At 67.1% G+C, this 23,363-nt stretch carries 23 protein-coding genes; 8 read left to right on the top strand and 15 right to left on the bottom strand.

What is annotated here, in order from left to right; all coding sequences use genetic code 11:
* Nucleotides 1–159: 159 nt before the first annotated feature.
* On the bottom strand, nucleotides 160–624 hold the full coding sequence (locus tag ACMGDH_RS13585) for a monooxygenase family protein (protein WP_436828494.1): 465 nt from the start codon (nucleotides 622–624) through the stop codon (nucleotides 160–162).
* Nucleotides 625–680: 56 nt separating this feature from the next.
* On the opposite strand from ACMGDH_RS13585, the gene ACMGDH_RS13590 reads away from it, so the two are divergent.
* On the top strand, nucleotides 681–1,220 hold the full coding sequence (locus ACMGDH_RS13590) for a TetR/AcrR family transcriptional regulator (protein ID WP_436828495.1): 540 nt from the start codon (nucleotides 681–683) through the stop codon (nucleotides 1,218–1,220).
* A 142-nt stretch (nucleotides 1,221–1,362) separates the two neighbouring features.
* Here the strand turns inward: ACMGDH_RS13590 and dacB are convergent, their stop codons facing one another.
* From dacB to ACMGDH_RS13620, 6 genes are all read right to left on the bottom strand, one after another.
* Nucleotides 1,363–2,802 (bottom strand): D-alanyl-D-alanine carboxypeptidase/D-alanyl-D-alanine endopeptidase, encoded by a 1,440-nt coding sequence (dacB, locus tag ACMGDH_RS13595; RefSeq protein ID WP_436828496.1) that lies wholly within the window; start codon nucleotides 2,800–2,802, stop codon nucleotides 1,363–1,365.
* Nucleotides 2,795–4,039 carry a dicarboxylate/amino acid:cation symporter gene (locus ACMGDH_RS13600; protein ID WP_436828497.1) on the bottom strand — a complete coding sequence of 415 codons (1,245 nt, stop codon included), beginning with the start codon at nucleotides 4,037–4,039 and terminating at the stop codon, nucleotides 2,795–2,797. The genes dacB and ACMGDH_RS13600 overlap by 8 nt, the downstream gene beginning before the upstream one ends.
* Nucleotides 4,039–5,598: an N-acyl-D-amino-acid deacylase family protein gene (locus ACMGDH_RS13605; RefSeq protein ID WP_436828498.1), complete on the bottom strand. Its 1,560-nt coding sequence runs from the start codon at nucleotides 5,596–5,598 to the stop codon at nucleotides 4,039–4,041. The genes ACMGDH_RS13600 and ACMGDH_RS13605 overlap by 1 nt, the downstream gene beginning before the upstream one ends.
* Nucleotides 5,595–6,584: an N-acetyl-D-Glu racemase DgcA gene (gene dgcA, locus ACMGDH_RS13610; protein ID WP_436828499.1), complete on the bottom strand. Its 990-nt coding sequence runs from the start codon at nucleotides 6,582–6,584 to the stop codon at nucleotides 5,595–5,597. Before dgcA ends, ACMGDH_RS13605 begins: the two co-directional genes overlap by 4 nt.
* On the bottom strand, nucleotides 6,542–7,576 hold the full coding sequence (gene dgcN, locus ACMGDH_RS13615) for an N-acetyltransferase DgcN (RefSeq protein ID WP_436828500.1): 1,035 nt from the start codon (nucleotides 7,574–7,576) through the stop codon (nucleotides 6,542–6,544). Before dgcN ends, dgcA begins: the two co-directional genes overlap by 43 nt.
* Before the next feature lie 71 nt (nucleotides 7,577–7,647).
* A complete protein-coding gene (locus tag ACMGDH_RS13620) occupies nucleotides 7,648–8,532 on the bottom strand; it encodes a LysR family transcriptional regulator (RefSeq protein WP_436828501.1) in 885 nt (294 codons plus the stop codon).
* 55 nt (nucleotides 8,533–8,587) lie between these two features.
* Here ACMGDH_RS13620 and ACMGDH_RS13625 point away from each other — a divergent pair, with 55 nt between their 5' ends.
* Both ACMGDH_RS13625 and ACMGDH_RS13630 read left to right on the top strand, forming a co-directional pair.
* Entirely contained in the window at nucleotides 8,588–9,772 is a 1,185-nt protein-coding gene (locus ACMGDH_RS13625; protein WP_436828502.1) for a serine hydrolase domain-containing protein, read from the top strand.
* A gap of 113 nt (nucleotides 9,773–9,885) precedes the next feature.
* Nucleotides 9,886–10,635 (top strand): S8 family peptidase, encoded by a 750-nt coding sequence (locus tag ACMGDH_RS13630; RefSeq protein WP_436828503.1) that lies wholly within the window; start codon nucleotides 9,886–9,888, stop codon nucleotides 10,633–10,635.
* Between the two features lie 10 nt (nucleotides 10,636–10,645).
* Here ACMGDH_RS13630 and ACMGDH_RS13635 read toward each other — a convergent pair whose 3' ends face one another.
* From ACMGDH_RS13635 to ACMGDH_RS13645, 3 genes are all read right to left on the bottom strand, one after another.
* Nucleotides 10,646–10,831, bottom strand: coding sequence for a hypothetical protein (locus ACMGDH_RS13635; protein ID WP_436828504.1), 186 nt, complete (start codon nucleotides 10,829–10,831; stop codon nucleotides 10,646–10,648).
* A 33-nt stretch (nucleotides 10,832–10,864) separates the two neighbouring features.
* Nucleotides 10,865–11,158, bottom strand: a complete 294-nt coding sequence (locus ACMGDH_RS13640) for a hypothetical protein (protein WP_436828505.1) — start codon at nucleotides 11,156–11,158, stop codon at nucleotides 10,865–10,867.
* 291 nt (nucleotides 11,159–11,449) lie between these two features.
* Nucleotides 11,450–12,319: a phytanoyl-CoA dioxygenase family protein gene (locus ACMGDH_RS13645; protein WP_436828506.1), complete on the bottom strand. Its 870-nt coding sequence runs from the start codon at nucleotides 12,317–12,319 to the stop codon at nucleotides 11,450–11,452.
* A gap of 187 nt (nucleotides 12,320–12,506) precedes the next feature.
* On the opposite strand from ACMGDH_RS13645, the gene ACMGDH_RS13650 reads away from it, so the two are divergent.
* The gene (locus ACMGDH_RS13650; RefSeq protein WP_436828507.1) at nucleotides 12,507–13,841 is read left to right on the top strand and encodes an MFS transporter; all 1,335 of its coding nucleotides are present in this window, start codon (nucleotides 12,507–12,509) and stop codon (nucleotides 13,839–13,841) included.
* Between the two features lie 6 nt (nucleotides 13,842–13,847).
* Here ACMGDH_RS13650 and ACMGDH_RS13655 read toward each other — a convergent pair whose 3' ends face one another.
* Both ACMGDH_RS13655 and bglX read right to left on the bottom strand, forming a co-directional pair.
* Nucleotides 13,848–14,204 carry a VOC family protein gene (locus tag ACMGDH_RS13655; protein WP_436828508.1) on the bottom strand — a complete coding sequence of 119 codons (357 nt, stop codon included), beginning with the start codon at nucleotides 14,202–14,204 and terminating at the stop codon, nucleotides 13,848–13,850.
* A 30-nt stretch (nucleotides 14,205–14,234) separates the two neighbouring features.
* On the bottom strand, nucleotides 14,235–16,526 hold the full coding sequence (gene bglX, locus ACMGDH_RS13660; protein ID WP_436828509.1) for a beta-glucosidase BglX: 2,292 nt from the start codon (nucleotides 16,524–16,526) through the stop codon (nucleotides 14,235–14,237).
* 189 nt (nucleotides 16,527–16,715) lie between these two features.
* Between bglX and ACMGDH_RS13665 the strand changes: the two genes are divergently transcribed.
* Both ACMGDH_RS13665 and ACMGDH_RS13670 read left to right on the top strand, forming a co-directional pair.
* Nucleotides 16,716–17,711 (top strand): LacI family DNA-binding transcriptional regulator, encoded by a 996-nt coding sequence (locus ACMGDH_RS13665; RefSeq protein ID WP_436828510.1) that lies wholly within the window; start codon nucleotides 16,716–16,718, stop codon nucleotides 17,709–17,711.
* 108 nt (nucleotides 17,712–17,819) lie between these two features.
* Nucleotides 17,820–19,262: a glucoamylase family protein gene (locus ACMGDH_RS13670; RefSeq protein ID WP_436828511.1), complete on the top strand. Its 1,443-nt coding sequence runs from the start codon at nucleotides 17,820–17,822 to the stop codon at nucleotides 19,260–19,262.
* 67 nt (nucleotides 19,263–19,329) lie between these two features.
* On the opposite strand, the gene ACMGDH_RS13675 is transcribed toward ACMGDH_RS13670, so the two are convergent.
* The gene (locus tag ACMGDH_RS13675) at nucleotides 19,330–19,926 is read right to left on the bottom strand and encodes a TetR/AcrR family transcriptional regulator (RefSeq protein ID WP_436828512.1); all 597 of its coding nucleotides are present in this window, start codon (nucleotides 19,924–19,926) and stop codon (nucleotides 19,330–19,332) included.
* A 50-nt stretch (nucleotides 19,927–19,976) separates the two neighbouring features.
* Here ACMGDH_RS13675 and ACMGDH_RS13680 point away from each other — a divergent pair, with 50 nt between their 5' ends.
* Nucleotides 19,977–20,432 carry a VOC family protein gene (locus ACMGDH_RS13680; protein ID WP_436828513.1) on the top strand — a complete coding sequence of 152 codons (456 nt, stop codon included), beginning with the start codon at nucleotides 19,977–19,979 and terminating at the stop codon, nucleotides 20,430–20,432.
* Nucleotides 20,433–20,456: 24 nt separating this feature from the next.
* Nucleotides 20,457–20,834 (top strand): nuclear transport factor 2 family protein, encoded by a 378-nt coding sequence (locus tag ACMGDH_RS13685; RefSeq protein WP_436828514.1) that lies wholly within the window; start codon nucleotides 20,457–20,459, stop codon nucleotides 20,832–20,834.
* A gap of 14 nt (nucleotides 20,835–20,848) precedes the next feature.
* On the opposite strand, the gene ACMGDH_RS13690 is transcribed toward ACMGDH_RS13685, so the two are convergent.
* Together ACMGDH_RS13690 and ACMGDH_RS13695 are read right to left on the bottom strand one after the other, a co-directional pair.
* Nucleotides 20,849–22,660 (bottom strand): family 43 glycosylhydrolase, encoded by a 1,812-nt coding sequence (locus ACMGDH_RS13690; protein WP_436828515.1) that lies wholly within the window; start codon nucleotides 22,658–22,660, stop codon nucleotides 20,849–20,851.
* A complete protein-coding gene (locus tag ACMGDH_RS13695) occupies nucleotides 22,657–23,334 on the bottom strand; it encodes a DUF6445 family protein (RefSeq protein WP_436828516.1) in 678 nt (225 codons plus the stop codon). Before ACMGDH_RS13695 ends, ACMGDH_RS13690 begins: the two co-directional genes overlap by 4 nt.
* Nucleotides 23,335–23,363 lie beyond the last annotated feature (29 nt).

Genomic DNA, 23,363 nt, shown 5'->3' on the forward strand with positions numbered 1-23,363 from the left:
CGATCGGCAAAGTGAAGGGAATCGCGTTTCATCTTTTCACTTTGGCCCGGTCCGCCGCCGCTGCTGGAAACGGGTGCAAGAAGGCCGCGGGCAGACATGGACCGAGCGAAGCAGACGAAATCCTACATTTCAACCCCGATCAGACTGCCCCCGAGGCTTTCAGGCAGCGCCACGTGCCTGCAGCCGATCACGGCTCGACATGAAGGGTCCCACGGGATGGCGGATCGGCGCGAATGTGCCGAAGCCTACCCGCCCGGGCATGTCGATATAGATCGCCTCCATCCCCCTGCTCGTGCTGTAGGTTTCGTGCCAGAAGCCGCAGCCGTGCGTGTCGCGCAGGAAATCGCGCCACCAGCCGGCATGCAGCGGATCGCGCGTGAAACGCTCGAGGCTTTCGAAATCGCGCCAATATTGGCGAATGCCGATGTGGTTCCACCCGAACAGGAAACGCTCGTCGAGCAGCATGCCGTCAGGCGGGTCGCGGCGCAGCGCGGTTAGCCCGCGGCCGATGTTCAGCGTCGCCGCGATGCCGCGCAGGCCCCGCACTTTGAAGCCGAGCAGCACTACGACCAGATCGGGAAATGCCGAGAGGTCCACCGTCTCACGCACCGCATTGCCTTGCATCACAGCCTCCTGAGTTTACGATGTAAACATAGCAAGCTGTGTGTACGGTGTAAACAATGGATGACGATCAACCCCGATTGCACGCGCGGCTGGTGCAGGTCGCGATGGAAATGCTGGCGGAGAGCGCCGATGCGTTGAGCCTGCGCAGCGTCGCGCGCGGGGCCGGCGTCTCGGCCATGGCTCCCTATCGGCACTTTCCCGACAAGGCGGCACTGCTGCGCGCAGTGGCCGATCGCGGGTTCGAGATGCTGCGCGAAGCATTGGAAGCCGGCGATCGGGACGGCGGCCGCGAGGCGCTGGTCGAGCAGGGCTTGGCCTATTTCCGCTTTGCGGGCGAACACCCGGCGCTTTTCCGGCTGATGTTCTCCAACCTATGCGCGCCGCCCGCCCCGACCGAGGCCGGGCCCGACGCACATGCGATTCTGGCCAGGCGCGTCGAGAGCATCGTCACCGATCCCTCGGCAGCCGCGACTGCGACGATCGCCGCCTGGGCGATCGTCCACGGCCTCGCCCTGCTGGCGCTCGACGGTACGCTGCCGATCGACGCGGATCAGGCGCGCTCGGTGCTCACGCTGTTTGCGCAGGGGTTAAGTTAGGGTCTATCTCGCCGATGGAAATACCCACGTTCGCCCTGAGCCTGTCGAAGGGCGGCCATCTGCGAACAAATGGCGGTTGGGAAGCGCCCTTCGACAGGCTCAGGGCGAACGGTGGCAGTTCCACAGATCCTAGGGTAGGAACTCAGTTCGCTTCGGCGATCAGCACCAGCGCGGCATCCATGAATTTGGTCGCGCTCACGTCACCGGGAACGTCGTTGGCGATCATCGAGAAGGTGAGTGTGCGGCCGCTCTTCGCGATCATATAGCCCGACAGCGCATTGGTGGCGTTGAGCGTGCCGGTCTTGGCGAACAGCTTGCCCTCCAGGCTGGTGCCTTTGAAGCGCTTGGCGAGCGTGCCGTCCTGGCCCGCGATTGGCAGCGTTTCGCGCCATGCTACACCCCAGGGCTGCGCAGCAATCCAGCGCAGCATCTTCACCGTCCCGCGCGGCGCGGTGCGGTTGTACGTCGACATGCCCGAACCGTCGGAGAAATCCCAGGCGGTGCGCGGCACACCGGCGCCGTCGAGCATCGTGCCGATCTCAGCCACCCCGTCGGCGATCGAGCCGCTGCCCCGGCGCACGCCCACGCGGCGCAGCAGCAGCTCGGCGTGAAGGTTCTGGCTGACCTTGTTGATGTGCGTGATATCATCAACGAGCGGTGGCGGCACGAGGCTGGCGAGGACGGGTGCGGCAGGCACCCGCGGCGCGGGCGTGCCCTTTCGCACCTCGGGATCGTCCGCGGGCGCAAGCGGCCGGTGCCGCGCGACGGCATCGCCGCTGACCTTCACCCCGCGTGCCTCGAGCAGCGTCCTGAACCGCCAGGCGGCATAATGTGCCGGATCGTCGATCCCCATGCGCAGCGTCTGGGGCTCGGCGTCGGCCGCGATCGTGCCGGTGAGGCGCAGCAGCTTGCCGTTCACGTCGCGATCGTAGCTGAGGTCGGTCTTGCCGCCGGCGGGCACGGTAACCGCGCGATTGTCGATCTCGAAATAGGGAAAGCGCATTGCCGCTGCCGGCGCCTTGCCCGCCGCAGCGGGGCGCACTTCGAGCACCAGCTCATTGTCGTCGAGCGTGAGCGCCGAGATGCCGGTGCCGTAGCGGCTGAAGACATTGTTCCAACTCATCCCCGGGCTCCAGCGCTGATCGGGGAATAGCGTGTCGTCGCCGACGACGTTGCGCACGCGCCGCGTCTTGGCGGCGACGGCATCGGCGAGCGTGGCGAGACAGTCGATCACGCAATCGGCCGTGCTCGAAAGCCGCGCGTCGCCGTTCCCGATCAGGATCACGTCGCCGCCCTCGATCCGCACCGCGGCGCCGCCCGCCGCATCAGGGCGATCGAGCCCGGCGAGCGTCGCATAGGCAGCGGCAGTGGTGAACATCTTGGTGTTCGAGGCGGGGATGAACCGGTCGTCGGGATCGATCGCGACGATCTCGCTGCCCTGCTCGTCGAGCACTACGAGTCCGAAGCGGGTTCCCAGCGGCGCCTCGGCGAGGCTGGTTTCGACGCGTTGCTGCAGCTCCTGCTGCGCAAGCGCGGGCGTGGCGGAGACGAGCGCGAGCGCGAGGAGGATTGGCTTATGCACGATCGGGGGCCCTGTAGATGGTCTCGTCGAGTTCGCCTTCCCAGCGCGCGACGGTGGTGGCGACGGTGAGGTTGGCGCTCGCGCTGGGAACGGTGCGAGTCATGTCGAGCAGCCGATCGAACGGCAGCACGAAGCCGACGACGAGCGCAGTCTGCTCGGGCGGCACGCCGACGGCCGAGAGCACCGCGGCGAGCATGAACAGCGAGGCGGAAGGCACCGGCGCCGTTCCGAACGCGGCCAGCGCGCCGGTGAGCAGCACCAGCCCATAGACCTGCGGGCTGAGCGGCGTGCCGAACGCCTGGAGCGCGAACATGCTGAGCAGCCCGACGTACATCGCCGTCCCGTCCTTGCCGATGCTCGCGCCGAGCGGAAGCACGGTGGAGAAGACCGGGCGACTGACGCCCAGGTTCTTCTCGGCGACGCGCATCGCAACGGGCAGCGTCGCCGAACTCGAAGCAGTGGAGAAGGCGACCACCAGCGCATCGACGATCCCGCGGAAGAAGGGCAGCACCGGCAGCCGCGCGAACAGGCGCAGGATTAGGCTGTGCACCACGATGATCTGGATGAGCGAGCCGAGCACCACCGCGAGCGCGAGCCAGCCGACGTTGACGAACACCGCCGCGCCATTCGCCGCGACGGCATTGGCGATCAGCGCGAACACGCCGAAGGGCGTCGCTTCCATCACGATGCCCACCACCTTGAGCAGCACCGCCGACGTCGACTGGAGCAGCGCGGCGAAGGGCTTGCCGGGCTCGCCCGCAACTACCGTGCCGACGCCGACCAGGATCGCGACGAAGATCAGCGCGAGCATGTCTCCCTTGGCCAGCGCATCGAAGATGTTGAGGGGGATGATGCCGATCAGCTGCTGGTACGGAGTCACCGGCTCGCCAAGCGCGTGCGCCGACGCCGTGCCGAGCGGCGCACCGACGCCGGGCTGCACCAGTGTCGCGACGAGCATCCCCACCGAGACCGCGATCGCCGTGGTGAGCGCGAACAGCCCGATCGTGCGCCCGCCGATCCCGCCGAGCCGCTTCGGATCGGCGAGCGACGTGATCCCTGCCGCGATCGTCACCAGCACGATCGGCGCCACCAGCATCCGGATCGCGCGGACGAACAGATCGCCGATGAACTGGACATAGGGCGTGCCCTGCGGCCACACGAACGCGAAGACGAGCCCCAGAGCGAGCGCGCCAAGTACGCGCTTCCACAGCGGGATGGCGAACCAGGCCGCCAGCATCAGCGGCAGCTTCCCGGCGTGGGTGCATGCGCAAGCGCGCGGCCCGCGGCCTTGCCGGTGAGCGCGCCCTTGTCGAGCGCGACGACGCCGTTGACCACCACGGTCTGGACGCCCTGCGCGAGCAGCGTCGGCTGCTGATAGGTGGCACGCGCCGCGTATTTGGCGGGATCGAACACCACCACATCGGCAAAGGCGCCCGCGCGCAGCCGCCCGCGGTCCGTGATCCCGAAGGTGTCGGCAGTGAGCGAGGAGGATCGCTCGATGAAGTCGCGGAGCGAGATCACCTTCTCAGCCTTCACATATTTGGCGTACTTCCGCGCAAAGCTGCCGAAGACGCGCGGGTGCCCGCCCGAAGCATCCGAGCTGGTCATCACCCAGGGCTGCTTCATGAAGGCGGCAATGTCCGCCTCGCTCTGATTGAACGACACCACCCGCGCATCGGCGATCCGGATCGCAGTGATCGCAGCGCTCACCGGATCCTGCCCCAGTTCCTTCGCCACGTCGGCCAAGGTGCGGTTGGCGTATTTGCCCTGGACGATCAGCAGCTTGTCCGCGCCGCCACGCTTGCGAAGGTTCTCGGTGATCCCGCTGCGCAGCTTCTCGGCCTGTGCCGGATCATCGAAGCGCGCGAGCAGCGCCGTTCGACCGCCGTCCTGCGCCCAGAGCGGCATCAGCGACGCGACCAGGCTCGTGCCGCTTGCTTCCCAGGGATATTGATCGGCAGTCACTTTCTGCCCGGCCCGGCGCGCGGCCTCCACCTTTGCGATGATTGCGGGCGCCTGGCCCTGAACGTCGATGCCGAGTGCCTTGATGTGGCTGATGTGGGTCGGCAGCCCGCCCGCGCGACCGATCGCGATCGCCTCGTCGATCGCCGCGGAAAGGCCGACGGTGTAGGAGGATTCGTCGCGGATATGGCTGTCGTAGACGCCGCCGCGCGCGCCTGCCTCGCGGGCAAGCGCCACGACCTCGTCGGTCTTGGCGAAGCTCTGGGGGGCGTAGAACAGCCCGGTCGAGAGCCCTAGCGCGCCGTGGCACATCGCGTCGGCCACCAGCTTCTTCATCTGCGCGAGCTCGGCCCCGGTCGGCGCGCGGTCGGCCTCGCCGATGACCTTCTCGCGCACGGCGCCGAAGCCGACATAGGCGGCATAGTTGATGCCCACCGGCTTCGTCTTCGCGCTGCCGAGCACCTTGGCGATGTCCGGATCGCCGCCGCCGTCGTTGCCGACGAAGGCGGTGGTCACGCCCTGCATCAGGAAGGCGGGGATCAGCCGGGCCTTGGCGTCGTCGGAAACGATGTCGCTCATGTGCGTATGCGGATCGATGAAGCCCGGCGCGACGATCATGCCCCTCGCATCGATCACGCGGGTGGCGGCGAGCTTGAGGTTGTGGTCGACCGCGACGATCCGGTCGCCGCGGATCGCGACATCGCCGGTGAAGGGCTCGCCCGATCCAGTATAGACCGTCCCGCCGCGGATCAGCAGGTCGACTTGCTGCTCGGGGGAGGGAGAAGCGGCGCCCAGCGCCAGAGCCGCGATCCCGAGCAGCAGCGCGACCTTCATAATGTCCCCCAGAAACCCTGTTGCGGCGGCACCATATAGCCGCCCTCGTCGCGCACACCGCCGGTGCGATCCTCCTTGAGCCAGATGGGCCCGTCAAGGTCGACGAAGTCGGAGAGGCGCGCGATGTGAAGCGCCGGCGCGATCGAAAGCGACGAGCTGATCATGCAGCCGGTCATCAGCCCAAGGCCGCGGGCACGCGCCGCCTGCGCCAGCTCGAGCGCGGCGGTGAGCCCGCCGGACTTGTCGAGCTTGACGTTCACCACCTGGTAGCGCCGCGCGATCACCTCCAGGTCGGCCGCGACGTGCACCGATTCATCGGCGCAGATCGGGACGAGCGGCGTGAAATCCTCCAGCCACTGGTCGGCGCCAGCGGGAACGGGCTGCTCGAGCAGATCGACCTTGAGCTCGACCAGCAGCGGCTGCATCGCCTCGACGAGGCGCTGGTCCCAGCTCTCGTTGGGATCGACGATCAGCCGCGCCTGCGGTGCGCCCTGCCGCACGGCACGGATCTGCGCATCGGGGATCGTCGCGTCGACCTTGACCTTGATCAGCGGCGCATCGGCGATCCGGCGTGCCGCGGCGCCCATCGTCGGGGGCGCGTCGAGCCCCACCGTCAGCGCGCTTGCCAGCCGTTCCGGAGCGGGCACGCCGATCAGATCGGCCACGCTGCGCCCTGCCAGCCGCGCCTCCAGATCCCAGAGCGCGCAATCGACTGCGTTGCGCGCCGCGCCGGGCGGCAGCAGATCGAGCAGCGCGTGGTGGTCGGCACCGGCCTCGATCGCAGGCCTGACCTGCTCGATCGCGGCGAGTGCGGTCTCGATGCTTTCGCCATAGCGGGCATAGGGCACGCCCTCGCCGCACCCGACGACGCCGTCCTGCTCCACCGCCACCGTCATCACATCCGCCTGCGTCTTGACGCCGCGCGAGATGCGGAACGGTTGGCTCAGAGCGAAGCGGTCGTGACGCGCGCTGAGGGTTCGGGACATAGAAGTTCGTCGAGGATGGTTTCGACTCCGAAGGCCATCGGATCGGTGCAGGGCAGGCCCAGCTCGTCCTCGATGCGCGCGCAGAGCGCCCGCGCGGCATCGGCATCGAGCGTCGAGGTGTTGAGGCACACGCCCACCGCGCGCACGTTCGGGCTGGTCAACCGCGCAACCTGAAGGTTCATCTCCAGACATTCGGCCAGACCGGGAAGCGCACGGCCGGGAATGCCGCGCATGCTGGTGCGCGCGGGATCGTGGCACAGCACGATCGCCTCGGGCTGGGCGCCGTGGAGCAGCCCGGTCGAGACGCCGGCGAAGCTCGGGTGGAACAGCGAGCCCTGGCCCTCGATCAGGTCCCAGCCGTCGTCCTCGCGCGCGGGAGCGAGCTGCTCGATCGCGCCCGAGATGAAATCGGCGATCACGGCGTCCACCGGCACGCCGGCACCTGCGATCAGGATGCCGGTCTGACCCGTCGCGCGAAAATCGGCCGCGACGCCGCGCGCGCGAAGCGCCGTGGTAAGCGCGAGCGTGGTGTACATCTTGCCCACCGAACAATCGGTGCCGACGGTGAGCAATCGGTGGCCGGCGCGCGCATAGCCGTTGCCGACGACCAGCCCGGCGGGCGGATCGCGCACGTCGAAAAGCTGGAGCCCCTTCTCCTCGGCGAGGGCAGCGAGCCGCGGTTCGTCGCGCAACCGCTGGTGGAGCCCGGCGGCGACGTTCATCCCCGCTTCGAGCGCGGCAGCGGCGTCGTCGACCAGATCCCGACCCAGCGTGCCGCCCGAATTGGCGATGCCGAGCACGAGCGTCCGGGCGCCGGCGGCGGCGCCTTCCGCGATCGTCATGCGCGGCATGCCCACGGTGAGCGGGCAGTCGTCGTAGCGGAATTCGCCGACGCAATCCTCGGGACGGAAGGTCGCGAGACCGCGCGAGGTCTTGATGCCGACGAAGTCGGCGCTGTGGCCCAGATAGAGCAGGTAAGGCGCAGGAATCATGTTGATCTTCCCGTATCGCGAGCACGCAAATGTCCGCGCATAGCGTCTGCGGGGCGCCTCATAGCCGCGCGTTATGGCACGTCGATCACGCTCCGTAGCGTCCTGAGAAAATCGGTGGCGAGCGCCGTGAGCGGGCGGTTGTGGAGGAACATCGCGTGGACGCCGAAGGTGAGCGACGGCTTCAGCGGCCGCATCGTCAGCCCGTTGCCGAGATAGGCCTGCGCGGTGAAGCTATCGACCACCGTCATCCCCACGCCCTGCTGCACCAGCGCCGCAGCGATGTAGAAGGTGCGCGCCGAGATCACTTCGTCGAGCTCGATGCCCTGGCGCTCGAGCTCCTGGGTGAAGAGCTGGCCGATCGGACCGCTCGTCGCCAGGCTGATGAAGGGCTTGCCGACCAGGCAGCCGAGATCGCATCGCGGCGGCGCATCGGGCATGTCCTGCTCGCGATAGAGCACCACCAGCTCGCCCTCGCCCAGCGGCCGATGGTCGAGCGGCGAGGCTGGCGGCACTTCATAGGCGATCGCGATATCGGTCTCGCGCTCGAACAGTTTCCGGAGCAGATCGTCGTGGTGGACGGTCTGGAGGTCGAACCGCACATTCTGGTGCCCGCTCTGGAAGCGGGCGACCGCCAGGGGTACCGCCTGGAGCGCAAGCGAGGGGAGGGCGGAGACGCGCAGCATGCCGCCTGCGCCGCGGCGAAGGTTCCGCCCCGCCTCGCGCAGCGCATAGACGCGGTCCTGGATCTCCGCGACTTCGGTGAACAGCGTGTGCGCGTCCTCGGTCGGCACGAGCCGCCCATTGGTGCGCTGGAAAAGCTGGAAGCCGAGCAGCGATTCCGCATGGCGCAGCATCTTCGAGACCGAAGGCTGCGAGACGTTGAGCGCACGCGCCGCCCCGCTGACCGAGCCGTTGACGTAGACCGCGTGAAAGATCTCGATGTGCCGAAGGTTCATGGGGGAGAGACTATAGCGGTTTGCGAAAAGGGGAAGCGCCCGTCATGCTGCCGCCATGCTGCTCCCCGTCCTGCTGCTCGCCGCAACGCCCCAAACCGCGCCCGAACCTCCCTCACCGCCCGTCGCGATGGTGCGCGTCGCCTTCGATCGCAACCGCGAGACCGAAGCCAAAGCCAGCGGCTTCGCCGACCTGGCGGCGAAGCGGCCGGTGGAGCTCGACGATCCCGTGCGCGTCGCCTCGGTTTCGAAGCTGGTCGTTGCGATCGCCGTGCTCCGCCTGGTCGAGCAGGGCGCGCTCGATCTCGATGCGGACGTGTCGCAGCGGCTCGGCTGGCGGCTGCGTAATCCCGCCTTCCCCGATGCGCCGATCACGCTGCGGCTGCTGCTCTCGCACCAATCGAGCCTCACCGACACGATCGACTATGTCCTGCCGCTCGACGGCGACATGCGCAAAATGCTCGAGAACCCGGAGGCATGGGACGCCGAGCACGCCCCCGGCACGTATTTCCGCTACGCCAATTTCAACTTCCCGGTGATCGCCGCGGTGATGGAGAAGGCGACCGGCGAGCGGTTCGACCAACTAATGGGACGGCTGGTGCTGAAGCCGCTCGCGATTCCCGGCTGCTACAATTGGGCGAGTTGCTCCGATGCTACGGCGGCGCGCGCAGTGGCGATCTATCGTGCTGCCCGGCCCACCAAGGACGATCACAAGGGCGCACCCCCGCCCTGCCCCGTCACGCCCGCAACCGATGGCAGCTGCGATCTCTCCACCTGGCGCGCGGGCATCAACGGTGCGATCTTTTCGCCGCAGGGCGGGCTGCGGATCTCGGCGCGCGGGCTGGCGAAGATCGGCAGGCTGCTGCTCGGCGAGGGAAGCGTTGACGGCGTACGGCTGCTCCGCCCTGCGTCCGTAGCGCTGCTCCGCCGGCCGCTGTGGACCTATGACGGGCAGAACGGCGACACGAGCGACGGCTTCTATTGCAGCTATGGGCTCGCGGTGACGTTCCTCCCCACGCAGCGCACAGGCTGCCGCGACGATCTGTTCGCAGACGGCCGCAGCCGTTTCGGGCACGCGGGCGAGGCCTATGGGCTGCGGTCCGGGCTGTGGATCGACCCCGAGCGCGGCACCGGCGTCGCCTATTTCGCAACCGACGTCGCGGATGGGCCCGGCCGCCGCTCGGCTTTCACGGTCGCGGAAGAGACTATGGCCGCAGGAGCAGAGTTCGCTCCTCGACCGTAGAATCCCTGAACAGACTTAAGCGGCCAGCCGAACCAATGTTGCCGTATTCGCACCGCATTCATCGATGAATAAATGCAGGTGTGTGAATCGCTTTGGCCGGGGGGTCGGGGTTCGTGAAATTTCTGCTGTTGCCGCTGCTGGCGGCCTTCGGGGCGGAAGCGCCCGTCACTACTGCAGCGCAGGCGCCCCGGGTGGCGATCATCGACAGCGGAATCGCGAAAACGCCCGAGCTCGCGCCGCTCGTCTCGGCCGAATATGACATGGCTTCGGAGCAGCGACCGGCGTTCCAGCCGCGCTACGACCATGGCACGATGGTGGCGACGATCCTCGCGCGCGCCGCGAACCGGCATGTCGACATCATCTCGATCCGCATCGACGATCCCGCAGGCTGCCCCGTGGACGCCAATCCGCCGTGCCAGCCCTCTGCGGAACCGATCGTTCAGGCGATCCGCCGCGCGATCGCGCTAAAGGTAGATGCGATCAACATCTCGCTCGCGCTGAGCAGGGATCCGGAGATCACTGCAGCGATCCGCGAAGCTGGGGAAAAGGGTATCCGCGTGATCCTGGCGGCGGGCAACAACGGCTTCGATCATCCGGGTAACCTGCCCCAAGCGCGCGCCGCCTATCCAAATGCAGTGCTCGTCGGGGCGATCGACTCGGCGGGCCAGGTGTGGAGCGGCACCAACCGTCCCGACGCCGAGCCCGACGGCTATCGCTATTCCTGGCAGCTGGGGGTCCAGGTCCCCACCACGGCGGCCGACGGCCGCCCGATGGTGGCGACCGGCACGTCGTTCGCGGCGCCGATCGAAACGGCCCGTCAGCTCGCGGCGCCCCAATTCGCAGCGCAGACCGCCACGCACTGATCCGGCGACGCTATTCGGCAGCCTCGGCGGCGGGTTCCTCGTCCTCGGGCGGACCGTAGAAACGATCGAGATAATGTCCGGCGAGCAGATAATGCGCGCGCACCGCCGCTGGATGATCGGCATTCTGCGCCGCTTCCAGCTCGGCTTCGGCACGGTCGTAGAAGTAATTGTCGGGATTGTCGGGTTCTTCGGTCATCGTCTTTCTTCGTCGCCAGGAGGGCGCAGGAACCTAGCTAAGGCGGGATTTGGGCAGGATGTAGGACGGGGGGTCGCTGGCGGGGAAGGACTCGTCCGATCCTTCGTCCACTTCATCCCAAACCGCGCCATCCTCGTCGCGCATGTTCTCGGGCCCGGCATCGCGAGTCTGGTCAAAGCTGTCGGGAGCGGGAACGGAAGTGGTGAAGGCTGCCGGCGTCGGGCCTTCCGGATCGGCTTCCCTGCCGGCCATGCGGCGCACGGCGAACGCTGCCAGCCCGATCACCGCCGCGCCGAGCAGCCCGGCCAGCGCCCATGTCGCACCCATGGGCCGCCGCGCAGCCGCGGACCGTTCTCGTCTTTGCCGTGCCATGTCCCTGCCCCAAAAGATGCGGTCGTTTCCGGCCGAACGAAGGACCGGCCGCCGCGTTCCGGGAACGGTTACTGAATTAGGGTCTATCTCGCTGAGATGGAAACGCCCCCGTTCGCCCTGAGCTTGTCGAAGCCTGTCCTGAGCGACGCCGCAGGCGGCGTCGAAGGGGGCGGCAATCCGCGGGTGAATTGCGTTGGGAAGCGACCCGTGGCGAACGGTGATGGTTCAACTTGACGGGGACGGCCTCTAGGCGCGCGTCTCGACATAATGGGGCTCGCCGCGCTCGTGCAGCTGCTCGTAATGGACCAGCGCCGGCTCCGGGCCGAGCGGCACGGGCTCGCCGCCGCGGAAGGTCCATTCGCCGCGATCGCAGTCCTCCGCCCGGACATAGCCGTTGATGTAGAGCCGGCGGCGATGGCTCGACCGGTTGGTGCCCGAGCCGTGCACCAGATAGGGGCTCCACAGCGCGAGATCGCCCGGATCGAGCACCAGTTCGACCACATCCTCCGCCGACAATCCCGCCGCCGCCAGCGCCCCGTCCTGCAGCTGGCTGCCGAGCACTTCGGTCGATGTGTCGAGCGGCAGCTCTCCGCGAAGGTGGCTGCGCGGGATCATCCGCATGCATCCCGATTCGGGGGTGTGCGGATCGATCGCAAGACCTGTCTGCACATAGGATGCACCAAGGTTGCGATAGACCGAGTCCGGCTTTCGAAAGCGCGAATCCTGGTGCCAGGCGAAATCGCCCAGGCTGCCCGGCGCCTTCCAATGCACCTGGTTGATGATCTGCTTGAGGTCGCCCCCGATCAGCGGCGCGAGCAGCTCGGCGAAGCGACGGTCGAGCCGCACCGCGTTCATCACCGGCTGATGGTAGGACGGCCATTGCACCATCCGCACCAGCGGCCCGGCGTCGCCGGGCGCGACGTTGTAGAAGAGGTTGCCGTGGCGGAAGCTCCGGCCGTGGCGCTCGCCTTCCTCGCGAAGCTGGTCCGTCGCGGCCGCGATCTCCACCACTTCCGCGGGGGAGAAGAAGCCGCGGACAATGGCATAGCCCTCGCGACGAAAGCGCTCGACGAAATCGTCGGGAGCAGATGTGCGGGTCGGGGTCTGGGCAGTCATCGCCTGTCGTTCCTCACTTGCTGCCAGACTGGGCAGCGCGTGGCGGCGCGGCAAATAGCTTGCGTGCGCGCTCCGATGCCCAATGGCTATAGCTCAACGCATTGGTCCGGCACACAAAAACGACCAGATGCCGCGTGAGAGCCGAGGCGAAGATGACTCAGCGACCCGCCTGTCCTACCCCCGTCGCATGAAGGCCCCGCCCCTCTCCACCAAGACCCGTCTGGTCGTGTTCGCCTTCGGGGACTTTGCGTTCAATCTCTACTGGCAGAGCATCATGCTCTACCTGCTCTTCTATTATACCGAGGCGCTGGCACTGCCGATGACCACGGCCGCGGCGATCTACACCGCCGCCTCGATCTGGGACGGCATCGCCAATTTCCTGGCCGGGGCGATCACCGATCGGCACCATCCGAAGCACGGCTATGGACGCGTTCTCGTGATCGGCAGCATCCCGCTGGGACTCGCCTGCATCCTCACCTACTCGCCTCCGCTCACCACCGGTTTCTGGGGCGTCGCAGCAGTGGTGGTCGGGCATTTGCTGTTCCGCACCGCCTATGCCGCGCTCAACGTCCCTTATCTCGCAATGGGCGCGCGGATCAGCGTCGACAGCAACGACCGCGCCTTCGTGGCTGGCGCACGGATGCTGTTCGGGACGCTCGCCTGGGTCGTGGTCGCGCGGGGCACGGTGCCGCTCGGCGCCTGGCTCGCAGGCAGCGTGGTCCCCGCGCAGGCCTATCTGGGCGCAGCACTCGCCTTCGCAGTCGTCGCCACCGCGATTCTGATGCTGGTGGGCGCCATCTATCGCGAAAATGCGCTGCCCGCCGCGGCGCCGCCGCCCTCGATCGGCGCCGGGCTGAGAGCGCTTGCCGCGAACCGCGCTTTCGTGACGCTCAACCTGGCGATGATGGCGATGATCGTCGCGGTGACGGTGCTCAACAAATCGGTGCTCTATTATTTCAAGTATTTCATCGGCGACGACGCGGCCGGCCAGTCGGCGCTCGCCTGGATGGGCGTGGTGAGCTCTATGGCGGTCCCGCTGTGGATGCTGCTCCAGCGCCGGATCGGCACGCGCGCGCTGTGGTTCCTCGCCGCGGGGCTGTGCATCGCCGGCCTGACGCTGTTCGGTGCGATCCACATCGGGCAAGCGGCCGCGATGCAGATCTTCCTGGTCGCGATGCAAGCGGCCATCGTCGGGCTGCATTTCTCCTTCTGGGCAATGCTGCCCAACACGATCGAATATGGCGAGCAGGCGACGGGCATGCGCGTCGAGGGCGCGGTGTTCGGCATGGCCTCGCTGCTCCAGCGGGTCGCGATCGGCATCGCGACGGCGGTGCTGGGGCTCGGATTCGAATCGGCGGGTTATGTCGCCAATGTCGAGCAGAGCGCGGCCACGCTCGCTGCGATGCGCTGGACAATCGCGCTCGTGCCGTTGGGGTGCCTCGCCCTGTCGTGCGCGCTGATGCTGCTCAATCCGCTCGGCCGGGGCACGCACGCGCGGATTGTGCGCGAGCTTGGCGCCTAGAGCCGGCTAGCCGACGACCCGCCCTACGCGCACCAGCACGCCGCTGGGGTCGCTCACCGCGAACTCATAGGTGCCCCAGGGCTTGGCGCGCGGCGCGCCCTGCTCGATGATGCGACCCCGCACGCGATCGGCGACAGCATCGACATCCTCGACATAGAAATAGAGCCCGAGCGGGTTGTCCTCGACATTGGCCGGCCAGCCCGGCTGGTGCCGAAGATGCAGGTCCCAACCTCGCCCGTCGGTGAGGATACGATAGTCGCCATGATCGCTCGCAACCTCGAAGCCGAGCTCGCGATAGAAGGCCGTGCTCGCATCTAGATCGCCTGCCGGAACGATCGCCACCACTCGACGCGCTTCGCTCATGGGATCGCTCCTTCGTTCCGCAGGGGAAGATCAGCCCTTCATCAGCTCGAACTGCGCATGCACGCCCTGCGCTTCGGCTGAGGGCGCGATCCAGACGTCGAACGTGCCGGGCTCCACTATAGGCTTGTTCTCGCGGCCGATGAAGAGCAGCAGGTCGCGGCGGATCTTGAACGTCACCGTCTCTGACTGGCCCGGCGCCAGCGCGAGCTTGCGGAACGCCTTGAGCTCGCGGACCGGCCGCGTGATGCTGGCCGTCCGGTCGCGGATATAGAGCTGCACCACTTCCTCGGCGGCGCGTGTGCCGCGGTTGGTGACGCGCGCGCTGACCGTCAGCTCGCCGTCCCACGCCAAGGTCGGCGCCGCCTGCAGGTCCGAATATTCGATCCGGCCATAAGTGAGGCCGTGGCCGAACGGATAGAGCGCGGAGTTCGGAATGCCGCGATAGTGCGCCTTGTACGGCTCGAGCTTGTCGTCCGACGGGTTGGGGCGGCCGGTCGGCTTGTGCGCATAATAATAGGGCTGCTGGCCCGGCGAGCGCGGGAAGCTGCACGGCAGGCGCGCCGATGGGCTATAGTCGCCGAACAGCACGTCGGCGGTCGCGTTGCCGCTTTCGGTGCCGAGGAACCAGGTGACGAGGATCGCAGGCGCGTTGGCCACCGCTCCTTCCAGCGCGAGCGCGCGGCCGTTCTTGAGCACCACCACCACGGGCTTGCCGACCGCGGCCACCGCCTCGGCCAGCGCCTGCTGCGGCGCGGGCACCACGATCTCGGGGCGCGACTGGGCCTCGCCCGACATGCCTTCGCTCTCGCCGATCGCGAGCAGCACCACGTCCGCCGCGCGCGCCGCCGCCACTGCGGCCTCGATCCCGCCGGGGAGCGCTTCCTCGACTCCCGAGCCCTCGACCACCGTGACGCTGCTCTTGTCGGCTACCGCATTCCTGACGCCTTCGGCCAGATCGACGGCGTAATCGTTGCTGCCATAGACGACCCACGGGCCGTTCAAATCATGCTTGCCCGCCGCGAACGGGCCGATGATCGCGATCTTCTTGCCCGATTTGGGCAGCGGCAGCAGATCGCCTTCGTTCTTGAGCAGCACGATCGACTTGCGCCCGGCCTCGCGCGAGAGGGCCAGCGCTTGCTTCGTACGCGAGCGCGCCTTCTCGCGCTTCAAGTCGATACGGCGGAACGGATCCTCGAACAGCCCGAGCGCGGCCTTGATCGCCAGCACCTTGCGCACCGATTCATCGACCCGCGCCATCGGCACTTCGCCGGCCTCGACCAACTCGGGCAGATGCTTGCGGTAGAAGCCGCTGGTCATGCTCATGTCGACCCCCGCCAGGAAGGCGAGCTTGGCGGCCTCGCGCGAATCCCTGGCGAAGCCGTGGTCGATCAGCTCCATGTCGCCGGTATAGTCGGAGACGACGAAGCCATCGAAACCCCATTCGCCGCGCAGAAGGTTGCGCATCAGCCATTCGTTGGCGGTCGAGGGCACGCCCGCGATCTCGTTGAACGAGGCCATGAAAGTCAGCACCCCGGCGTCGAGCGCCGACTTGAACGGCGGCAGATAGACTTCGCGCAGAGTCCGCTCGGAGATGTCGACGCTGTTGTAGTCGAGCCCTGCTTCGGCGGCGCCATAGGCCGCGAAATGCTTGGCGCAGGCCATCATCGAATCGATCGCCTTCAGGTCCTTGCGCTGGAAGCCGCGCACGCGCGCTTCCGCCATCAGCATGCCGAGGTGCACGTCCTCGCCCGCGCCTTCCATCGTCCGGCCCCAGCGCTGGTCGCGCGCGATGTCGACCATCGGCGCGAAGGTCCAGTCGATGCCCGAGGCGGCGCCTTCGTACGACGCCATGCGCGCGGTGCGCGCGGCCAGATCGGGCTCGAAGCTCGCTGCCTCGCCCACCGGCACCGGGAAGATCGTGCGGTGGCCGTGGATCACGTCGGCGGCGAAGATCAGCGGGATCTTGAGCCGGCTCTGCGTCATCGCCGCGGTCTGCATGCGGCGGGCCATCTCGGCGCCATTGCCGTTGAACACGCCGGTGAGCAGCCCCTGGCGCACTTCCTCGAGCTGCGCATCGAAGCTCGGGCCGGAGGTCGGGGGATTGAGCTGCGTCGCGACGCCGCCGCCCCAGGCGCTGGGCATCAGCGTGAGCTGGCCCGCCTTCTCCTGCAGCGTCATCTTGGCGATCAGCCCGTCGATGAAGGCAGGCACCGGCAGCCGCGTCGCCGCCTGGAGCATCGCGCGCGCCGGGCTCGACGCCCAGGCCGCGATCGCGCCCGCTCCGAGCAACGCCGCGCGTCGCGAAATCCTGGCTTCGAACATCAATTCCTCTCCCCGAAACACCGCGTCCCAACTGAGCGCGATCAATGAAACGCTGCAGCCCAAACGCGAAACTTTGTGCTTGAGGCTGATTTCCGTAACCGGTTACATACGCTTCGCAGGGCGAGGATTGCAATCGCCCTCAGGGTCTGAAACGTAGGAAACATGCGTGAGACCGGGAACAGGAGCAAAATGGGAGAGGCCACCATCCGCGATGTTGCCCGCCGCGCCGAGGTTTCGATCGCCTCGGTATCACGTGCGTTCAACGGCGTGGACAATGTCCGCAGCGAGACGCGCGAGCGGATCATGGCCGCCGCGGCCGAGCTCGGCTATGTCCCGCATGCCGGCGCGCGCAGCCTCAGCCTGGCCCGCGCGCACGCGATCGGCGTGGTGCTCCCGGACCTGCACGGCGAATTCTTCTCCGAATGCGTGCGCGGCATGGACAGGGAAGCCAACCGGCGCGGCTATGTGCTGCTGCTTTCGAACATGCACGACGACAGCGAACAGTCGGCCGCTGCGCTGCGCACGATGCGCGGGCGAGTCGACGGGCTGCTGGTGATGGCGCCGCACATCCCGGCCGCCTCGCTCGAGCGGGCGCTTCCCGCCGCGCTGCCGTCGGTGTTGATCAATGCGGCGGGCGAAGTCGCATCGCGACCGGGGCTCCGGCTCGACAATGCCGCCGGCGCCGAGGCGATGGTGCGCCATCTGCTCGACCGCGGCTATCGCAACATCGTCCACATCGCCGGGCCGCAGAGCAATGTGGACGCCCGCGAACGTGCCGACGGCTTCTGCGACGCGCTCCACCGGCTCGCTCCAGACATGCCGGTGCGGATCATCGAAGGCGATTTCAACGAAGATTCGGGCGAGGCCGCCGCGCGCGTGATAATGGCGAGCGACGCGCCTTGCGATGCAGTGTTCGCGGCGAACGACATGATGGCGATCGGCTGCCTCTACGCGTTCCGCACGGCAGGCAAGCGTGTGCCGGAGGACGTAGCGGTCGCCGGCTTCGACGACGTGCCGCTCGCGCGCTATCTCTCGCTCACCACGGTGCAGGTCCGCATCGCCGAGATCGGCGCGCGCGCAGTCGGCCGGCTGGTCGACATGCTCGAGGGCAAGGGTCCCGGCGACGGCGTCGAGCTGATCGCGCCCGAGCTCGTCATTCGCGCCACCACCGCTGGCCGCGCGTGATGGGGACGCCCTTTTGCCGCGCCAAGTGTGTAACCGGTTTCGCAACAACCCCGCAGGAAACGGCGCTCTGCGCATCGTTCCTCTCTCCTGGGGCATAGGATTCAGGACATGATCGACAGACGCCAGCTTCTCTCCCGTTCCTCGCTGATAGCCGCCACGGCAGCGCTTCCCAGCTGCGCACAAGCGCTCCGGACCGGTGGCGCCGCGCCCGCCGGCAACGGCCTCCCCGCCTTCTACGAAGATATCGAGGAGCGGACTTTCCGCTGGTTCTGGGAAACGGTGAACCGCAAGAACGGGCTGGTGCCCGATCGCTGGCCGACTCCCGGCTTCTGCTCGATCGCATCGGTGGGGTTCGGGCTCACTGCCTATCCGATCGGCGTAGAGCGCGGCTGGTGCACGCGCGAGGAAGCACGCGACCTGACCCTCACCACGCTGCGCTTCTTCTGGAATTCGCCGCAGGGCCCCGAATCGACCGGCAGGATCGGGCACAAGGGCTTCTTCTACCATTTCATCGACATGGAAACGGGGCACCGCTTCCGCGACGTCGAGCTCTCGAGCGTCGACACCACGATCCTGCTGATGGGGGTGTTGTTCGCCGGCCAATATTACGACCGCGACGATGCCGCCGAGGCCGAGATCCGCAAGCTTGCTGCCGACATCTACACCCGCGCCGACTGGAACTTCTTCCGCACCGACGGGCGCAAGTCGATCTCGATGGGCTGGCATCCCGAGCGCGGGCTGATCCCTGCGAACTGGAACGGCTACAACGAAGGCATGTTCGTCCACGTTCTGGCGCTCGGCGCGCCGGTGCATCCGGTGACGGACAACACATGGGAAGCCTGGACTCAGAACTATCCGCGCTGCTGGCGCGGCGAAGGGCCGACGCGCCATCTCGCCTTCGCGCCGCTGTTCGGCCACCAGTACAGCCATGTCTGGATCGACTTCCGCGGCATCCAGGACGCCCCGATGCGCGAAGCGGGGATCGACTATTTCGAGAACAGCCGCCGTGCGACCTATGCCAATCGCGCCTATTGCACTGCCAATCCGATGCGCTGGGACGGCTATTCGAACGAGATCTGGGGCCTCACCGCGTGCGATGGCCCGGGCGGCTTCAAGCTGCCGTTCAAGGGCGAGACGCGCGAGTTCTACGGCTATGCCGCGCGCGGGCCGCTCGGCCAGCCCGACGAGCGCGACGACGGCACGCTCGCGCCCACCGCAGCGCTCGGCTCGCTGGCCTTCGCGCCGGAGATCGTGATCCCCGCAGCCCAGGCGATGCGCAGCGCACAGGGCGGGCGGCTGTACGGCAAGTACGGCTTCCTCGATTCGTTCAACCCGAGCTTCAAATACCGTGAGGTGAAGCCAGAGAAGGGCAGCGTCGATCCGGTCCATGGCTGGGTGGACGACGATTATCTGGGGATCGATCAGGGCCCGATCGTCACCATGGCGGCGAACTACCGCAACGACTTCGTCTGGAGCCGGATGCGCCAGGTGCCGGCGATCCGACGCGGCCTTCAGCGCGCGGGGTTCAGGGGCGGGTGGCTGGGCGGCTGACGATCGGGCCGGTGCGGTTTTCGGACCGAGCGCCCGCTTCGATCTTTGGGAAGCGCGCCCTTGGACGCTATCGCCGAATTCCGTCGCAGACGATGTCGATCACGGCTTCGCTGAAGCTATCGTCGAGCGGTCCGTGGCCGGCCAGGAGCCGATAGAAGATCGGACCGTAGATCATGTCGAGCGCCGCCTCGATGTTGCCGCCGATGCGAACTTCGCCGGAGCTCTCTCCGGCTTCAAGTAGCGCACGGCCGGTTTCGCGGCTCTTGAGGATGATTTGGGTGCGAAAAGCTTTGGCGACCTCGCTGTCGGAATCGGACGAGGCCATGGTCAGCGTGATCTGCCGTCCGCGACTGGTCGCAAAGGCACGCACCACCGAACGCAGATGCGCCTTCAGACCATCGCGCGTGGACCGCTGTGGCGTCTGCACCGGCTCCGCATCCGGGCGGGACAGGAACGCCGCCATGGCCAACTCCTGCGCGTTGTTCCAGTATCGGTAAATGGTCGGTTTGCCGACGCCGGCGCGAGCGGCCACGGCCTCGATCGTCAGCTGGCCGAAACCGTCCTCGATCAGAATCCGATACGCGGCGTCAAGGATCGCGAGCCGCGCCGCTTCGCTGCGCGGACGACCGGCTTTCCGAGGCGTCGATGTCGGAGCTTGACTCATTATGAAACGATACGTAACGTAATATACGTGAGTCGTCAAAGGAATTGCCGATGTCCTCCGAGCAACTTCCGCATAGCCTCAGCGCGCATCTGGCGCTGAAGGATGCGCGCGCCGCGATCGATTTCTATGTCGCCGCATTCGGCGCGACCGAGGATTTTCGGCTGGAGGATCCCGTTGACGGACGAATCGGCCACGCGGAGCTGACGTTCGGCACATCCAGACTGTTCCTGTGCGACGAATATCCGGAGTTCGGCGCCGTGAGCCCCGATACGCTGGGTGGCTCGCCGGTGCAGATGCACCTCAACGTCGACGATGCGGATGCTTTCGTCGCCGCCGCCACCGCGCAGGGCGCGATCGTGCTGCGGCCGGTCAAGGATCAGTTCTACGGCCACCGCTCGGGCCTGCTCGCCGATCCTTTCGGCTATCATTGGTTCATCGATGCCAAGGTCGAGGATCTGACAGTCGCTGAGACCCAGCGGCGCTGGTCCGAGTCCACGGCGATCTGATCTTTGCCGTAGGGGAGAACGGGCGTGCGCATCGACGAGACCGAGCATTTCACTGCACTCGAGGATGCCTTCAACGCTGCGATGGTGTCGAATGACGTCGATCGGATCGCCGCGTGCATCGCCGACGACTGGACGCTGGTAACCCCCGAAGCTGGTCCCGTCGGCCGCGATCGGATCCTGTCGGTGATCTCGGATGGGACGCTGAGCCACGACATGATGGTCAAGGATATCGCCCGCGTGAAAGTCTATGGTGACGTCGCGGTCGTGACCGGTCGCGGCCGGAACACCGGATCGTTCAAGGGCGAGCCGATCAGCGCGGACGAATGGATTACTGACATTTATCGCCGGGTCGACGGGCAATGGCTGTGTGCGCTGACGCATCTGACGCCGGCGCGGGCTTGATTTTCACCCGCCTTCTAGTCGATTTGCACTGGCTTCGAGCGCCGTGACACGCCGTTCTCGTCGAACGCCTCCACCGCAACCCAATAGGCGTGCCCCTTGTTGAGCGCGCGCAGGTCGAGGCTGGTGCCCTGGTCGGCCCAACGCTGGTAGCCGAGCGTCAGGCGATCGGGCCGGATGCCCCACAGGACGTTGTAGCCGACCACGCCCTTCACCGGCTTCCACGCGATCTTCGCATTTCGCTCGTCGCTTTCTCGCTTTGCGGTGACGCCGGTGGGCGCAGTGGGGGGCCTACCGCCGGCACTGCCGAACACGCGGATATCGGCGATCGCGAGGTTGGCGGCACCGACATGGCCGTGGATGTAGCGGACATAGCGCGCCTTCACCGGCGCCTGCAGCTCCAGATAGGCATTGGGCCGGTCGCGGCGCGGCCCTTCGGTGCGGGCGAGCGGCGACCAGCTCTTGCCGTCGAGCGAAGATTGCAGCTCGAACTCGGTGTATATGTCCGGCGCGTCGGCGTAGCGGTTCGATTTATAGTCCGCATAATTGACCTGCACCGCGCGTAGCGTCTTGGCCGCACCGAGATCGAGCGTCAGCGTCTCGCCCGGCTTGTTCGCGCCCGCGACCCAGAAAGTGCGCGGGTTCTCGTCGGTCACGCGATCCGCCGCGAACTCGCCCATCGTCGAGGAGGCGCTGGCCGCCTTGCGATAGGAAAGCAGCATCCAGCCGGTGAACAGGCTCTCGGGATCGTCGATCTTCGAGGTGGGCGCGAAGTGCGGGAAATCGCCGAAGCGCGAGAAGGCGGACATCTGGCCGTCTTCGTAGAATTTGACCGGATACATGGCGATCCGGCGCTCCATGCCCCAATTATAGCCCACCCAGCTCGTGCCGCTGTTCCACCAATTGCCGTGCTTGTCCTGGAAGGTCGAGCCATGCCCCACGCCCTGCGCGAAGCCGCCGGGGCGATAGGCCACCGGGTTCCAGGGCGCATAAGTGAACGGCCCGAGCGGGCTGTCCGAGACATAGGTGCCGTTGGCGTAGGCGTTGAACTCCGATCCGGGCGCACCGTACTGGAGATAATAGCGGCCGCCGTGCTTGGTCATCCACGCGCCCTCCATGTAGGAGGGGCTCGGTTTGCCGGGGGCCCAGCATGCGCAATGATCCTGCCCGAAGCGCTCCCAGCCATGCCGATCGGGGTGGAGGCTCAGCATCGGCTTGGCCTCGCTCTGGTAGATGAGCCTGCCGTCCTCGAACGCGATCTTGGCGCCATACATCGGGAAGACGTTCGACGAGCCCCAATACATGTACCACTGGCCGTCATCGTCCTTGAACAGCGCCGGGTCCCAGGGGCCGGGCGGGATCTCGCCGGGCTTCATTTCCTCGGGCGCCTTGTTGGTCGCGCCGGGGAGCGGCGGCATGCGGCGGACCAGGAAGTCGAGCTTGCCGGTCTCCGGCGCTTCCGTAACCAGAATGGACTCGGGTTCCATCATCGACGGCTGGAGGATGATCCGCTCGCCGTCGGACCAGGCGGCGGGCGCTACGATAGAATCGAACGGCCAACGGCTGGGCTTGATGAAGGTCCAGTCGGTGAGGTTGGTCGAGCGCCAATAACCGTCGGCCAGCGTCTGGAACATGTAATAGGAGTCCTTGTGCCGCACGATCGCGGGATCGGCGCCGGTTCGGTAGGAAGCGTGGTCGTTGATCTGCTCGAAGTTGTAGCGGTAATCGATGTCGATCGGATTGATGTAGGTCCGGCGCTCGGGCGCGGCCGTCTGCGCCGAAGCGGCAGTAGCGGCGAGGCTCAGCACGAGCGGGGCGATACGCTTCATGATCGGCGTCCTTGAACGAACAGGTTGAGGGTCAGCCGGCCGCGGCGCGGATCGATGCTGAAGTTCATGTCCTCGGGAATGATCCCCGAATGGAGCAGCGAGCCGGGGTAGATGGCGAGCCGGTCGGCCACGCCGGCCACCGTGCCGATCTGCTCGAACTGCGGCGTGGAGCCGCGGATATAGCCCTGCATCTCGGCGCTCTCGGGCCTGGCGGCATCGACGAATGTCGACAAATTCTCGCGCGTGATGCGTTCGATCCCGGTCGAACGCTGCCGATAGAAGCCGGTGCCGGGTGTGTCCGAGAGATAGAGCAGCAGCGCGAGATAATCGGGATCGGAGGAGTCGAAGTGCGGCACGCGCTGCGGCAGCCCGAGCGCCTCGGGCCGCGTAGTCACCATCGAAAAGCTCGCTTCGACGAGGTCGAAGCCGGCGAGATCGAAGCCGCCGCCGATGTAGGGCGCGGCACGCGCGAGAAGCTGGCGTATGCGCTCGAATGCTTCTGCGTCAGCCTCGCTGATCAGCCGGCGGAGCCCGGGATAATAGGTGCCGCGGTTGGCGGGGAACGGCGCCATCGCCGCCGCCAGATCGCGCCAGCCGGCGAGATCGCCGGTGAACGCATCGATGGTGACCACCGGATGCCGGCCTTCGCCGAAGTGCAACAGCTCTGGCTTCATCGCATCAGCTTAAAAAGAAGCAGGGGAGG

The organism is Sphingomonas radicis (assembly GCF_051400635.1).
Lineage (GTDB): Bacteria > Pseudomonadota > Alphaproteobacteria > Sphingomonadales > Sphingomonadaceae > Sphingomonas.